The organism is Micromonospora sp. NPDC048835 (assembly GCF_040649995.1).
Taxonomy (GTDB): Bacteria; Actinomycetota; Actinomycetes; order Mycobacteriales; family Micromonosporaceae; genus Micromonospora.
In genome coordinates this window covers 256,186-271,063 of sequence record NZ_JBEZGM010000004.1, presented here as the reverse complement: position 1 = coordinate 271,063, position 14,878 = coordinate 256,186, and the positions used below count along the sequence as shown (strand labels likewise).

The window sequence follows — 14,878 nt, the reverse complement described above, 5'->3', positions numbered from 1 at the left end:
CGGGCCGGTACGGCTCAGCGCGGCGGCGGGCCGGTACGGCTCAGCGCGGCGGCGGGCCGGTACGGCTCAGCGCGGCGGCAGGTCGCCGGCGAAGGCGGCGATCCGCCGCGCCAGCGGCGCGCACGCCCGGACCCAGGTGAAGTGGTCCAATGCGGCCCCGGCCTGGGCCACTGTGTACCGCTCCCGGGTCACCGGCGCGCCGCCGAGCTTCGCGCAGAGGGCATCCATGGTCTGGTGCGGGGTGTACTGGTCGTCGTCCACGCTGACGGCCAGTACCGGGGTTCGGATCGCCTCGACCGCGGCCTCGGTGTCCGTACCGTCGAGTCGGGGGAACCGGCCGGTCCGCGCGGTGGACGCCCAGTCGCGGACCACGCCGCGCGACTGCCGACCGCCGAAGCCCCAGCCCGGCCAGACCCCGAGCAGCGCCGCCGTGGCGGCGATCCCCTGGGTGTACGGCAGCACGCCGAGGCCGCGCAGGCCCGGGTAGCTCCGCCAGTACGGGATGCCGACCGCGACCAGCGCCAACCCGTCCACCTCGTCGCTGCCGTGCAGGGCGAGGTGCAGCAGCGCGGCCTGCCCGCCGAGCGAGTGCCCGAGCAGCAGTCGGGTGCGCCCGTCCAGGCGCGGCTTGAGGGCGGCCAGCACGGCACCTACGTCGCTGGCCAACTCGGCGTAGCCGTGCCGGTCCGCCCGACTCGGCGTGGGCGTGCTCGCCCCGGTGCCGCGCAGGTCGGCCACGACCACGGCCAGCCCGGCCGCGCGCAGCGCGGCGGCGAACGGCCGGTAGTACCGGGCGCGCACCCCCATCGCGGGCAGGACCACCACCACCGGCGCACCCGTCACCCCGGCCGGCTCCGGATAGACCTGCACACCCAGCCGCGCACCGTCGACGTCGACGAACTCCTGCGCGTACTCCGGATCCCGGTTCACCGGCCCAGCGTACGGCCTGGCGTTACCGGCGGGTAGCCGCCGGTCGAGGCGGCCCCACGGCTCGCCGGACGCGACGGAGGGCCCCGCCGGGTGGCGGAGCCCTCCGATCGGCGTTGCGCTCAGGAGACCGAGATCGCCCCGTTGCTGGCCCGGACACAGGCCACCGACCGCGCACTCGTGGAGGCCGCGCCGCTCAGACACTGGCCGAGCACCTGGTGCCCGGTGGCGTTCGGGTGCCACGACTCCTGGCAGGTCTGGAAGTAGCTCACGCAGGTGTTGGCGATCCGCTGGATGGCGATCTTGTCCTTGCCGGCGAGGCTGGTGACGAAGGTGCCGGTCGCGCCGTCCTGAAGCCGGATCGGGGTGGCCAGCGCGCCGCTCGGGCTGCTGGTCTGCTCGCAGAGCCGGGCGCCGTTGAAGGCCTGCTGCACGTTCAGGTACACCAGATCGTCGGCCGGGAACTCGGCGGCCAGGGTGTCCCGGGTGGACTTCACGATGCCGCCGAGCCCCTGGGAGAAGCGGTGCCCCGGCGCCAGGCTGGCCCGGTGGATCGGGCACCCGGCCGCGTACCGCTCGGCGCCCAGGTCACGGAACTTGTCCCGGGTGTCGTCCCGGCTGTCCTCCTCGTGGAACTGCTGGTTGAGGTCCAGCGGCAACGGGTTCGTGTAGTCCTGGAACACCACCCGGTGCTGCCCGTCCGCGTCCACCTGGTCGAGGGTGGTCAGGATCTGGCGTACGGCGGCGGTGGTCTCCGCGGTCGCGGCGCTGAGCTGCGCGGCGGTGGCCAGGTCGGCGTCGCTGCACGGCTTCTGCTCCACCGGCCCGTTCAGGTACGCCCAGAACTCCCACCAGCCGGTCCAGGCGTCGGCGATGAACCGGTTGGCGCACTTTTCCGCGACGCTGCCGAAGGTGAACGAGCTGTTGTTGGAGCCCAGACCGATCAGCACGAGATCGATGTCCTGGGTCTGCGCGACGGCACGCAGCTGGCTCAGCTGCGAGGCCACGGTACGGCCGTTGGTCCGCGCCTGCGAGGCGTTGGCGATGTCGTGTGGCTGGCCACCCGAGCAGGCCAGGTTGAAGCGGTTCTGGATGCCGGGCAGGTTGGCCTGGTTGAGCGAGGCGTTCGCCGAACGGTGGCAGAAGAACGCGTTGTTGTTCGCCGCCGTCCAACCGGGGAAGCCCTGGCTGACGCCGTTGGCGTCGACCACCGGGGTGTACGCCCCGGCGCCCTCGCCGCTGATGAAGCTGTCCCCGAGCGCCACCGCGGCGGTGGGCAGCGCGGCGGACGCGGGTGCGGGCAGCGCGACGGCGGTCGACAACGCGGCCATGGCGATCGTTAGTCCCGCGGCGAGCGCGGTACGCCGGAACCTGGGCATGGGGCCCCCATCCATCGAAAGATGAAAGATTCTCTGAGAGCGCGATCAGATCACCCCTGTGCGACGGGCGTCAATGGCCCGTAACAGATTCGTTCGACGAAAGACACGCGCGCGTCGACGGCATGCCCTACCGCGCGTGTCGCCGCCCTCGGCCCGGGGAGATGGCGGGCGGCCGGGGTGGGGTAGGCGTCGCGGGCCGGTCGGCGGTGTCGCTGCGTGGTCCCATGATCACCAGTCGGCTGTTCGTTGGCTCACGTCCGGAGGGCGCCGCGCGGCGGGTCGCACAGGGCCTCCGACACTTGTCCTAGCCTCGGGCTAGGCTCGCTGCGGCGCGCCACGCCGGCTGAAGTCGCCGGTGACCGGCAGCACACCGCCGAGACCGGGGAGTACGACCAGTTGACCGCAGAGCCTGACACCCTGTACGGGGCCGATGACCTCACCCACCTTGAGGGGCTGGACGCTGTCCGCAAGCGGCCCGGCATGTACATCGGCTCCACCGACAGCCGTGGCGTGGGTCACCTCGTCAACGAGATCCTCGACAACTCCACCGACGAGGGAGTCGCCGGTCACGCCAGCCACGTCGAGGTGATCCTGCACGCCGACGGCTCGGTGCAGGTCGACGACGACGGCCGGGGCATCCCCACCGACGTGCACGCCAAGTCCGGCATCTCCGGCGTCGAGCTGGTGCTGACCCGGCTGCACGCGGGCGGCAAGTTCGGCGGCTCCGGCTACAAGACCTCAGGTGGTCTGCACGGCGTCGGTGCCTCGGCGGTCAACGCGCTGTCGCACCGCTTCGACGTGACCGTCCGCCGGGCCGGCAAGGTCCACGCGATGTCGTTCAGGCACGGCGTCCCCGGCATCTTCGACGGCGACGGGCCGGACGCGCCCTTCACCGCCGGTCCCGGTCTCCAGGTGACCGGCGCCGTGAAGCGTGGCCAGCGCACCGGCACCTCGATCCGCTGGTGGCACGACGCCCGCTACTTCGAGACCGGCGCGGCACTCGACGTCGACGCCGTCCGGATGAAGCTGCGCAACACCGCGTTCCTGGTCCCCGGCGTGACCTACCTGCTCCGCGACCTGACCGGCGAGACACCCGTCGAGGAGCGGTTCCACTACCCCAACGGGCTCAGCGACATGGTGGAGTTCCTCGCTCCGGCCGGCGACCGGCCGGTCTCCGGCACCCTGCTGGTCAACGGTGAGGGCACCTACCGGGAGAACGCCGCCGACGCCAACGGTGTCATGCAGTCCAACGTGCAGCGCCGCGCCGAGGTCGAGGTGGCGTTCCGGTGGGGCACCGGCTACGAGCGCACCGTCGAGTGCTTCACCAACACCATCCGCAACGCGCACGGCGGCACCCACCGCAAGGGCTTCGAGCGGGCCCTCGTCCGCGCGCTCGCCGACGCGGTCCGCAACACCCGCGGCCTGCTCAAGGCCAAGGAGGAACCGCCCACCCTGGACGACGTCCTGGAGGGCATGACGGCGGTGGTGCACGTGCGCATCCCGGAGCCGCAGTTCACCTCGCAGACCAAGGACGAGCTGTCCACCACCGGCATCACCAAGGTCATCCAGACTCTGGTCGACGCGCACGTCAAGGCGTGGCTCGAGGACCGGCGCACCAAGGCCGAGGCGCGCACCGTCCTACAGAAGATCGTCGACGCCGCCCGGGTGCGACTCACCCAGAAGCAACAGAAGGACGCCGCCCGGCGCAAGACCGCCCTGGAGGGCGCGTCCATGCCGCCGAAGCTCGTCGACTGCCGGGCCACCGGCATCGACCGCAGCGAGCTGTTCATCGTGGAGGGCGACAGCGCCCTCGGGACGAGCCGCATGGCGCGCTCCTCGGAATACCAGGCGCTGCTGCCGATCCGGGGCAAGATCCTCAACGTGCAGAAGGCCAACCTCCAGCAGGTTCTCGACAACGCCGAGTGCGCGGCGATCGTCCAGGTCCTCGGCGCCGGCTCGGGGCGCACCTTCGACCTCGCGGCGCTGCGCTACGGCCGCGTGCTGATCATGGCCGACGCCGATGTGGACGGCGCCCACATCCGGACGCTGCTGATCACCCTGTTCGCCAGGTACATGCGGCCGCTGATCGAAGCCGGTCGGCTCTACGCCGCGATGCCGCCCCTGCACAAGATCACCACCAAGGGGCGTAACCCGCAGACCGTCTACACCTACACCCAGGCCGAGATGGAGACGACGGTCAGCAAGCTGACGAAGGCCGGCAAGCAGATCGTCACGCCCATCCCACGGTTCAAGGGTCTCGGTGAGATGGACGCCGACGAACTGTGGGACACCACGATGAACCCGGCCACCCGTGCCGTCCGTCGGATCACCCTGGACGACGTCGACGCCGCCGAGCGCATCCTCGAACTGCTGATGGGCGAGAAGGTCGAGCCGCGCCGCAACTGGCTCATCGACTCCGCCGACCGGGTCGACCGGGAAGCGATCGACGCATGAGCGACCGTTCGTCTCGAGTGGAGAGCTGAGCCATGGCACGCCGTAAGGAAAACAAGGTCGACCTCTCCTCGTTCGACCAGGCCGGCGCGCGGGTCTTCGACAACCCGCTGGTAACCGAGGTGTCCGACTCCTACCTGGAGTACGCGTTCTCGGTCATCCACTCCCGCGCCCTGCCCGACGCCCGCGACGGCCTCAAGCCCGTGCACCGGCGCATCCTCTGGTCGATGTACGAGCAGGGCTACCGCCCCGACCGAGGGCACGTGAAGTCTGCCCGAATTGTCGGGGATACAATGGGAAAGTACCATCCACACGGCGATACGGCGATTTACGACGCGATGGTCCGCCTCGCCCAGGACTTCTCGCTCAACGTGCCGCTCATCGACGGGCATGGAAACTTCGGGTCGCCGGACGACGGCCCGGCTGCGTCGAGATACTGCGTCACCGGAGACACCCGCCTTCGACTTGCCGACGGCACCAGCCCTCGAATCGCTGACGTCGTCAGCCTCTCTGCGAACAGCGAAGCCGAAGTCGACTTCGAGGTGCTCGACAAGGACGGTAAGGCTGTCCAGGTCGACAGGGTGTTCAACTCCGGCGTCCACCCGACGGTCCGGATCGGCACCGAGGCCGGCTTTTCACTCCGGGGCAGCGAGAATCACCTGGTGCTCTGTCTTGAGTCGCCGATGGGCGTTCCTATCTTCCAGTGGCGACGGCTCGACGAGCTTGCCGTTGGTTCGATCGTCTGTGTGGCACGGAACGCGTGGTCTCAGGTCGTACCCACCGCTCGTGAATACTCGCTGGGTGTCCTCGGTGGCGCGTGGGCGTCCGAGGGCTTCGCAAGTGAGTCCCGGGCCGGGTTCAACAACACCGACGAGCACTTCTTCGGTGAGGTTCTGCATGCGTACGACCAAGTCGTTGGGGGTCGGCGTTACGTCAGCGAACGGCAGACCCGTCGCGACCGGAAGCGTATCCAGGAGATCGATGTTCAAATTTATGCCGGCGGCATGGACGCCTTCCGGGCAAGTCCCTTGGCTGAGTTCATCGGGCATCAGGCCCGGGACAAGTTCGTTCCGCAATTCGTCTGGAACGGTGGATGGGGCGTTAAGCGAGCCTTTCTGATGTCCCTCTTCGAAGGGGACGGCGGAGTGCGGGTCGCCAAGGACAGCTTCACGATCCAGTACACGAGTTACAGCGAGCGGCTTACCAGGGAGGTCCAGGAGCTTCTCACCGAATTCGGCGTTGTCGCCTGCTGGCGCCGTTACACGCGCCCCAGCGGCTCGGTCGAGCACCGTTTGGTGATTTCCGGCTTGCGAAACATCAAGGCATTCGCCAATCGGGTGGGCTTCCTCCGCACCAAACAGGCAAAGCTGAACAAGGTTCTCCGACACGCGCCGCTGCGTCCGCATCGACTGAGCAAGGACCACGTTCCCTTCGTTGCCGCTTATGTGCGAGACGGCTTGGACTTTGACCGTCGTGGCAGTGGACGCAAGTGGTTGACGACGCACAACTTCGATCGCGTCGAGCGATGGGAAACCGAGCGCCTTCGGATCATCGATCGCATCAAAGAGCCGGAACTCCTGGCAACCATCCTCCCGATTATGGACTCTGGATACCGGTTCGAGCGCGTCACCGAGGTGACGCCTTGCGAGCCGGCAGAGGTCTACTCGGTCCGGGTGATCTCCGAGGATCACTCGTTCCTTGCTGGCGGTTTCGTCAACCACAACACCGAAGCCCGAATGTCCCGCGAGGCGATGCTGCTCGTCGGTGAGCTGGGCGAGGACACCGTCGACGTCGAGCCCAACTACGACGGGTCGCTGACCCAGCCGACGGTGCTGCCGGCCGCGTTCCCCAACCTGCTTGTCAACGGCGCGTCCGGGATCGCGGTCGGAATGGCCACCAACATGATCCCGCACAACCTGGCCGAGGTCGTCTCCGCCGCCCGCTGGCTGATCAACCACCCGGACGCCACCCTGGACAAACTCATGGAGTTCGTCCCCGGCCCGGACCTGCCCACCGGCGGGGTGCTGCTCGGCCTGGACGAGGTGCGCCGGGCGTACGAGACCGGGCGCGGCGTGGTGCGGATGCGTGGCAAGGTGGAGATCGGCCCGATCGAGGGCAGCCGGGGTCGCCAGGCGATCACCGTGGTCGAGCTGCCCTACGGCGTCGGCGCGGAGAAGGTCATCGCCGCGATCACCAACGAGGTGACCAAGACCAAGCGGCTGACCGGCATCGCCGACGTCAAGGACCTCACCGACCGGGAGAGCGGCACCCGCCTCGTCGTCGAGTGCAAGGTTGGCGTCAACCCGCAGGCGCTGCTCGCCGACCTCTACCGGCTGACCCCGCTGGAGCAGTCGTTCGGCGTCAACAACCTGGTCCTGGTTGATGGGCAGCCGCGCACGCTCGGGCTGAAGGCGCTGTTGGAGGTCTTCCTCGCCCACCGGTACGAGGTGGTCACCCGACGCACCTCGTACCGTCGGCGCAAGCGCCAGGAGCGGCTGCACCTGGTCGACGGTCTGCTGATCGCGCTGCTCGACATCGACGAGGTGGTCCGGCTGATCCGGGGCAGCGACGACGCGCAGGCCGCGAAGGACGGGCTGATGAGCCGGTTCGGCCTCTCCGACATCCAGGCCACGTACATCCTGGACACCCCGCTGCGCCGGCTGACCAAGTTCGACCGGATCGAGCTGGAGACCGAGCAGGAGCGGCTGCGCTCCGAGATCGCCGAGCTGAGCAAGATCCTCGACGACGAGCGGGTGCTCCGGAAGGTCGTCTCCGACGAGTTGGCGGCCGTGGTCAAGCAGTTCGCCACCGACCGTCGTACGACACTCGTCGACGGTGACCTGAAAGAGGTGCTGGCCGCGTCCGCGCCGGCCGGTCCGCTGGAGGTCGCCGACGACCCGTGCCAGGTGATTCTCTCCGCGACCGGGCTCGTCGCCAGGACCGCGGCCGAGTCGGAGGAGAGCGCCGAGGGGCGCCGCCGCAACGGTCGGGTCAAGCACGACACGGTACGCGCCATCGTGCACTCCACCGCCCGCGGTCGGGTGCTGCTGTTGACAAGTGCCGGCCGGGCCTTCAAGGTCGACGTCCTGCCGCTGCCGGTGCTGCCCGAACAGGCGGGCACGGTGTCACTGCGCGGCGGCATGTCCGCGGCGGAGCTGGTGCCGTTGGAGGCGGGGGAGACCGTCGTCGGGCTGGCCCCGCTCGGCGGGCAGGCGGAGGGCTCGCCGGGGCTGGCGCTCGGCACCCGAATGGGCGCGGTGAAGATCTGCGCGCCAGAGTGGCCGGTGCGCTCCGACGAGTTCGAGGTGATCGGTCTGCGCGACGGTGACGAGGTGGTCGGGGCGACCTGGCTGACCGACGGCACCGAGACGCTGACCTTCGTCACCTCGGAGGCGTCGCTGCTGCGGTTCCCCGCCGGGTTGGTCCGGCCGCAGGGCCTCAAGGGCGGCGGTATGGCCGGCATCAACCTGCCGGTCGGGGCGCGGGTGGCGTTCTTCGGCGCGGTGCGCACCGACGACCCCGGGCACGGCGAGCCGATGGTGGTCACCTCCACCGGCGCGACGGTCAAGGTGACGCCCTTCAAGGCGTACCCGGCAAAGGGCCGCGCGACCGGCGGCGTGCGCGCGCACCGCTTCCTCAAGGGTGAGACCGACGTGGCGGTTGCCTGGGTGGGCCCGCGACCGGTCGGCGCGACCGCCACCGGCGACCCGGTGGAGCTGCCCGCGGCGGATCCCCGCCGGGACGGCAGCGGGTTCGCGGTGATGCTCGGCCCAACGGTGGTAGGCCACCTGATCGAGCGTGACTGACCCTTGTCCCGAGTCGTCCCGGGTGCCCGCGCTGGCCGCGGTGGGTCCGCGCTGGTCCTGACGCTCAGACCGGCGAAGATCGTGCTCGATCCTGGAAGTAGTGGCATCACCGACGCGGCGAGGCCACTCGATCCTGGATCGAGCGATCATGCGGAGACGTCCGCGCGTTAGGATGAGGGCCCTGTTGTCGGTGATGGCCCGGGTGCGCCGCCAAGCACCTCTCAGATGAACTTTCTTCTGTCCGGCGGAGTCGCCGACGCTGCGTGAGCGCCGCCATCCGGGTCCGGCCTGGGCGTGAGCTGCGCGCCGCCCGCCGGCCCCGCCAACACCGCTGCTGGGGGCACCTGGTCGCCGCCCCGCTGTGGCCACTGCACGGTGCGAATCTGGGCACCCTCCTACGTACCTGCGACGCGGTCGGTGCCTGCCTGGCCGTGCCGCCGTTCCGCTGGGTGGACGAAGCCGTGGCCCGGGGCAACACGCTGCGCCGGCCGGGCTGTGTCCACCGGGTCGGCAGTCCGCTGCGCTGGCTGGCCGCCGAACGGGCCGCCGGTACCCGGGTCCTCGGGGTGGAGCTGGCCGACGAGGCCATCCGGCTCGGTGACCTGCCCGCCGCTCGGGGTCGCACCATCGTGTTGCTGGGCCACGAGGCGACCGGCATCCCGCCCGAGGCCCTGGACCAGGTGGACGGTGCGGTGGAAATCCCCATGGTCGGCCATGGCCAGAGCCTCAATGTCGCGGTAGCCGGCTCCCTGGTCCTCTACAAACTGGCCGGCCTCCTCTAGCCCTCCGCGCAGGCCCTCCGCGAGCCCTCCGCTTGCGTCGATCTTGCACTTTCTGTCCCGACAAGCCACGCAAAAAGGGGCGGAACAACATCCGAAAGTGCAAGATCGGCGGAGCGGGGGTCGGGGCGGGCGGCGCGGGCGGAGCGGGCGGGGCGGGGGTGCGGGCGTGTCGGGGTGACGCAGGATTCGGGTCAGGCGACGTTGATGGGGCGGAACTGGACGCTCACCCGGGGGCCCACCGTGCGGGTGGTCTTGGGGATGGCGTGTTCCCAGGTGCGTTGGCAGGAGCCGCCCATGACGATCAGGTCGCCGTGGCCCACCGGGAAGCGCAGGCTCTCGCCGCCGCCGCGTGGGCGGAGCAGCAGCGGTCGGGGTGCTCCGAAGGAGAGGATCGCGACGACCGTGTCGGTGTGTGCCGATCGGCCGATGGTGTCGCCGTGCCAGGCGACGCTGTCGCGCCCGGAACGGTAGAGGCACATGCCGGCGGTCACGAAGGGCTCGCCCAGCTCGGGCGCGTAGTGCCCGGTCAGCGCGGCCCGTGCCGCGGTGAGCACCGGGTGGGGGAGCTGAGCCTCGCCGTCGTACCAGCAGAGCAGACGGGGCACGTCGACCTCGTTGTCGAACATCGTGCGGCGTTCGGCCCGCCAGGGCACCTCGCTGAGCAGGGTGTCGAGGACCGCGTCGGAACCGCGCACCCAGCCGGGGAGGTGGTCGACCCAGGCGCCCCGGCTGAGCTGGTGTCGGCGGATCTGGCCGGGCAGCGGGCTCAGGGTCGGCCCGGCGTCGGCCAGGTCGAGCATCGACGGCTGGTAGGCGGCAGGCGTCATGCGGCCACCCTAGCAGCACTTTCGTACACCCGTGCTAGCCGCGGGCCGCGCCGGCCGGCCTTTGTTCAGCACGATCGTGCTCGATCCTGGATCTAGTGGCCTCGGGCGCGGGTCGAGGGGACCACATCCGGGATCGAGCGCGACCTTGACCGTCGGCGGCGGTCAGCCGTTGGTGGGGGTGGCGGCGCGTACGGCGTCGAAGACCGCGTCCACCACCCGGGCGCGGCCCTGGCCGTCGACGGTGGACCAGGCACGCGCGGCAAGCGTCGCGCGCCGCTGCGGCGAGCTGAGTAGGCCGTGCAGGGTCCGCGCCGCCGTCGCGCGGGCGGCTCGTCCGGTGACACCACCGGCGGTCAGGTCCGGCAGTTCGCCGAGGCCGGCGACCAGGCCGTGCCGCACCACCCGGGTGTACGCCTCACGTTGGTTGTCGACGACGCAGACGAGCGCACTGGGCGCACCGAGGCAGCAGAGTTCCCAGGTGGAGGTGCCGGCGGCGCTGACCACCAGGTCGGCTTCGGTGATCAGATCCGGTAGCGAGGTGGTGGGTGGGACCGGTCGGATGATCTGCCCCCGGCCGGGGGCGACGTCCTCGACCTCGGCCTCGATCTCGGGCCGCCCGACGATGACGGTGAGGTCCATCGGGTGGCCGGTGGCCACCAGCACCCGGGTCAGGACCGGGGCGGCCCCGACGGCATCGGTGCCACCGAAGAAGGCCAGCACCCGGGGACGAGCGACCGCCGCGGCGGGCGGGGCGACCGGCGGCCGGGCGCGGGTGACGGTGTCGCGCAGCAGGGCGTACCCGCTCCCGGCGAGCAGCCGACCGGGCAGCCCTGCTCCAGGACCCGGCCCCGGCCCCGGCCCCGGCACCTCCGGCCCGGAACCCGACCCCGGCAGCTCCGCGCCGAAGTTCTGGTCGAGGTAGAGGTCCGCGACCTGGCCCCGGCTGTCGCCGTCGATGATGGCGAGGGTGTACACGCCGGCGGCGCGTAGCGCGCCGGCGCCGGCCGGGTCCAGTTCGTAGGAGTCGAGGACGAACACGTCCAGCTCGTGGCGGCGGGCCGCGTCGACCAGGTCGGCCGCCGAGTCCGGGCCGGGGAGCAGTGGGATGCCCCGCGCGGTCAGCTCCGTGGTGGCCCAGTCGAGCCGTTCCACGGTCCCGAACACGGCGACGTGGGCGCCCCGGGCGAGGAACTCCTCGGCGAGCGCCAGGCAGCGCACGAGGTGGCCGACGCCGCGCTTGGGTCCGGCGTCGCAGCGCAACCCGACCCGGAGGGTGCTCAGGACTCCTCCAACTGCTTCTGGCGTACGTCGGCGTTGAGCGTACGCAGCCGGGGCTGGCCGTCGAGCCAGTCGGCGAGCTTGGCCAGCGGCACGCTCACGTCACCGAAGTGGTCGATGATGGCGCTGACGAGCGCCCAGTCCTGTTCGGTGTCGAGGGTGAGCCGCAGTGCGGAGCGGTCCGGGGTGAGCGTCACCCCGAGCACCCGGAACAGCTCCGGGTGGGTGTACGCGTACGAGGTCACGTGCACCCGGTGGTGGTCGGTGGCGAGCCGGCCCAGCGTGCGGAGTGTCTCCGCTCGGATGATCTCGACGTCCAGCCCCCGGGGCAGGGTCCGGGCGATCGACGTGCTCGCGTAGTCCAGCCCGGGGACGGCCCGGTACACCGACGCGACGAGGGCGATGATCTCCGGGTCGAGCAGGGGGCAGTCGGCGGTGAACCGCACGACGGCGTCTCCCGGGTGCGCCGCGAGGGCGCCCACGAAGCGGTCCAGGACGTCGTCGACGGGCCCGCGGTGGCACGGCACGTCCAGCCGCGCGCACTCGGCGGCCACGGCGTCGTCGACCGCGTCGGTGCTGGTGGCGACCACGAGGTCGGCAAGGACACCGCTGTCGCGGGCGGCCCGTACGACCCGGCCCAGCACGGAACGTCCGGCGAGCGGGCGGAGCACCTTGCCGGGCAGCCGGGACGAGCCCATCCGCGCCTGCACGATGCCGACGATCCGTGGCTCCGTGGCGGCCCCGGGCACCGGTACGCCGGTCACTGCTGTTCCTCCTGCTGCCGGGGGGCGAGTGCCGCGCGGGCCCGGCGTTTGGCGGCGCGGGCGCCCCGCTTGGCCAGCCGGGCCGGGGTGATGGCGAGTCGGCCCACCCGGTAGCTGATCGACCCGCTGAGCAGGCTGATCGTCGTCTCGGCCCGGCGCAGCGCCCGTTCCCTTGAGGTGAGCAGCTCCTCGGTCCAGGCGGTCAGCGCGGCCAGCCGGGTGAGTTCCTCGCGCTGGCGCAGCCATGCCTCACGCAGTTGCTGGTAGCTGTGCCCGCCGAGCGGCGGGTCGGTCGGCGCGACCGCGTGCAGCTCGCTGGCGAGATCGACGGTGCCGTCGGCGTCCAGCCCGTGCAGCGCCGCGGCGATGGCCGCCTCGGCCTCGATCGCCTCGCTGACGGTCGCGCGGTCGAGGTCGTGGCCGGCGAGGCCGCCGAGCACCACGGTCAGGCCGGCGACGTCGAGTGTGGACGACCACGGGTGGGCGTACCCGCCGGTGAGCAGGCCCGCCGCGAAGCGCCACATCGCGCGGGCGAGCACGACGTCGGCGGGCAGCGCGGCGGTGGCCCGCCAGCTCGGGTCGAGCACCGCGTACCGCTCGCCGTCGACCACCACGTTGTCGGTGCCGGCCAGCGCCGCCGCGCCGGCGATCCGGCCGTCGGCGTCGGCGTGGTCGGTGAGCCAGCCCGCGTAGCCGTGCAGCAGCGTGCGCAGGGCGGCCAGGTCGCGGCGCAGGGCCGCGTCGAGCAACAGGGTACGCAGCAGCCGGCCGGACGGCACCGGCCCGGACAGCGCGTCCGCGTCCCGGTACGCGGCCTCACGGCTGGCGAACGGCGCCGCGGCCGGCCTCTTCTCGTCGGCGACCGGGATGAGCCCCCAGCGTCGCCCGGAGGGGCCGTCCAGCACCTCGAGCACCCCGACCCCGGGGCGGCCGGTCTGCACGAGAACCACCGGCAGGTCCCGGTCGACGGTCGGTGCGGTGGGGCCGGCGGGCCGGTGGGCGAGCGTCAGCCAGGCCGGTGCGAGGTCGGCGGCGCGCCCGGCGTGCAGCGCGTCCACCGCCAGCCGGGCCGGGTCCTGGAGCACCGTGGCGTTCGTGGAACCCCCGGCGCAGGCACCGTGCAGCACCGCGTCGAACAGGCCGGAGCCCGCGTCCCGGTCGAGGTGGTCGGCGTCCAGCAGCGCCGTCGGGGCGCTGACAACGGGGTACGCGGCCCAGCACGCGACCGGCCGCAGCCCCGCCGCGCCGAGCCGCTCGCCCAGCTGGTCCCGGTTGGCCGGGTGGGCGCGGTCCAGCACGCCGCCGATCGTCCAGGCGGAGTCGTCCCGGCGGGCGTACCAGGGGGTGGTGTCGACAAGTCGGTGCAGGCCCAGCGGGTTGTCCAGGCGCACCAGCAACGCGCCACCCGGTCGTACCGCGGCGGCGAGTCGTGCCAGCACGCCGTCCCAGCCGAGCCGGGTGCCCTCCACCGACTCCACCGGGTCCAGCCCGGCAGCGGCGATCACCACGTCGTACGTCTCGTCGTCGGGCAGCCCGGCCGGGCCGCCCACCACCACGCGGGCGGCCCGGTGCGCCAGCGCCACCGCGTCGGGGTGGCTGCGCAGCAGGCAGGTCACCTCGGCGTGGGTGAGCTGTTCGAGAAGCGCCGGGTCGTGTGGGCCGGCCACCAGGACCCGGGCGCCGGGCGGCACCAGCCGGGCGGCGAGCGCGGCGAGCGGACCACCGTTGGCCAGCCGTTCCTGCGGCAGGTCCGACCAGGCCAGCATCTCGCCGCCCGGCAGGGTGATCCGGTCGGCGGGTGCCGTCTCAGTCGTCACGGTCTTCCTCTTCCTCCTGGAGGTTCGCCCAGCCGAGCAGCTCGCGTAGCTCGGCCGGCGTGCAGCGGTGGTCGGTGCCCAGCTCGGCGCGGGCGATCTCGACAGCGGTGGGCAGGTCGACGGTGGTGCCGTGTAGCTGCGGCCACTGCCGCCGGATCCGGGCGGTGCCGCCGAACGTCGGGTCCTCGTTGGACAGGATCATCGGGTCGCCGTAGACCGCCGGTTCGCACCCCGCAGCGATGCCGTAGAAGATCGCGCTGGTCAGCCGGTTGGACGCTACCCGGCGGTGCCGGCGCAGCTCGGTGAGCTGCCGGTCGAGGAACTCCGGGTCGGTGTCCTTCCACCAGTGCCCCCGGTAGCCGTGGCAGATCACCCGGAACCCGGCACGCTCGTAGAGCCGACGCACGTTGCGCATCCGGTACTCGTGCCAGTAGAGGCAGACCGTCACCGGGCCGGGCTCGGTGTCCTGGATGAGGGCGATCAGTTTGCGGTGGTCGCCCTTGACGTGCTGACCCTCCCAGCCGTGGAACGGGTACCAGATGGTGCCCTCCCGTTCCTCCGCCGGTGGCTCCTCGGGTCGTAGGGCCAGCAGGTAGCTGAACGGCGCGCCGATGACGACCACGTTGCGGCGCCCGACCGACCAGGCCCGGCGGCGGGTCTGCTCGGACCAGAGCAGGCTGGGGGTGAACTCGGCGTACGGGTGCCCGGGGGCCAGCCCGTCGCCGATGTTCCAGCCGTGCTGCACGTACCCGTTGATCCGTGGTGGGTGCCGGTCGCCGAGGCCGGCGTAGCGGGCCAGCACGTGCGCGTGGCCGTAGAAGTGGTTGGCGTGGTGCATCAGGTTCCC

At 71.7% G+C, this 14,878-nt stretch carries 9 protein-coding genes and 3 pseudogenes; 5 read left to right on the top strand and 7 right to left on the bottom strand.

Translation table 11 applies throughout. The annotated features are described in order from the left end of the window. Positions 1-66: 66 nt before the first annotated feature. Positions 67-930 (bottom strand): alpha/beta fold hydrolase, encoded by an 864-nt coding sequence (locus AB0C15_RS07740; RefSeq protein ID WP_357349773.1) that lies wholly within the window; start codon positions 928-930, stop codon positions 67-69. A 119-nt stretch (positions 931-1,049) separates the two neighbouring features. After that, positions 1,050-2,306: a hypothetical protein gene (locus AB0C15_RS07735; protein WP_357349771.1), complete on the bottom strand. Its 1,257-nt coding sequence runs from the start codon at positions 2,304-2,306 to the stop codon at positions 1,050-1,052. Between the two features lie 324 nt (positions 2,307-2,630). Here AB0C15_RS07735 and AB0C15_RS07730 point away from each other — a divergent pair, with 324 nt between their 5' ends. From AB0C15_RS07730 to AB0C15_RS07710, 5 genes and pseudogenes are all read left to right on the top strand, one after another. Continuing rightward, a complete protein-coding gene (locus AB0C15_RS07730; protein ID WP_357349897.1) occupies positions 2,631-4,760 on the top strand; it encodes a DNA topoisomerase IV subunit B in 2,130 nt (709 codons plus the stop codon). Between the two features lie 32 nt (positions 4,761-4,792). Continuing rightward, positions 4,793-5,194: pseudogene (locus tag AB0C15_RS07725) on the top strand (DNA gyrase subunit A); the annotation flags it as partial. A 246-nt stretch (positions 5,195-5,440) separates the two neighbouring features. Then, positions 5,441-6,088, top strand: a pseudogene (locus AB0C15_RS07720) (LAGLIDADG family homing endonuclease); the annotation flags it as partial. Between the two features lie 393 nt (positions 6,089-6,481). Then, positions 6,482-8,563, top strand: a pseudogene (locus tag AB0C15_RS07715) (DNA gyrase subunit A); the annotation flags it as partial. Positions 8,564-8,826: 263 nt separating this feature from the next. After that, positions 8,827-9,345 carry a TrmH family RNA methyltransferase gene (locus tag AB0C15_RS07710; protein ID WP_357349769.1) on the top strand — a complete coding sequence of 173 codons (519 nt, stop codon included), beginning with the start codon at positions 8,827-8,829 and terminating at the stop codon, positions 9,343-9,345. A 191-nt stretch (positions 9,346-9,536) separates the two neighbouring features. On the opposite strand, the gene AB0C15_RS07705 is transcribed toward AB0C15_RS07710, so the two are convergent. The 5 genes from AB0C15_RS07705 to AB0C15_RS07685 all read right to left on the bottom strand — a co-directional run bounded on the left by AB0C15_RS07705 (position 9,537) and on the right by AB0C15_RS07685 (position 14,869). Then, positions 9,537-10,172 (bottom strand): alpha-ketoglutarate-dependent dioxygenase AlkB, encoded by a 636-nt coding sequence (locus AB0C15_RS07705; protein WP_357349767.1) that lies wholly within the window; start codon positions 10,170-10,172, stop codon positions 9,537-9,539. Between the two features lie 162 nt (positions 10,173-10,334). Further along, the gene (locus tag AB0C15_RS07700; protein WP_357349895.1) at positions 10,335-11,453 is read right to left on the bottom strand and encodes a spore coat protein; all 1,119 of its coding nucleotides are present in this window, start codon (positions 11,451-11,453) and stop codon (positions 10,335-10,337) included. Further along, the gene (locus AB0C15_RS07695) at positions 11,450-12,214 is read right to left on the bottom strand and encodes a glycosyltransferase family protein (RefSeq protein WP_357349765.1); all 765 of its coding nucleotides are present in this window, start codon (positions 12,212-12,214) and stop codon (positions 11,450-11,452) included. The genes AB0C15_RS07700 and AB0C15_RS07695 overlap by 4 nt, the downstream gene beginning before the upstream one ends. Then, a complete protein-coding gene (locus AB0C15_RS07690) occupies positions 12,211-14,031 on the bottom strand; it encodes a class I SAM-dependent methyltransferase (protein WP_357349763.1) in 1,821 nt (606 codons plus the stop codon). The genes AB0C15_RS07695 and AB0C15_RS07690 overlap by 4 nt, the downstream gene beginning before the upstream one ends. Continuing rightward, positions 14,021-14,869 carry a hypothetical protein gene (locus AB0C15_RS07685; protein WP_357349761.1) on the bottom strand — a complete coding sequence of 283 codons (849 nt, stop codon included), beginning with the start codon at positions 14,867-14,869 and terminating at the stop codon, positions 14,021-14,023. The genes AB0C15_RS07690 and AB0C15_RS07685 overlap by 11 nt, the downstream gene beginning before the upstream one ends. Between the last annotated feature and the right edge of the window lie 9 nt (positions 14,870-14,878).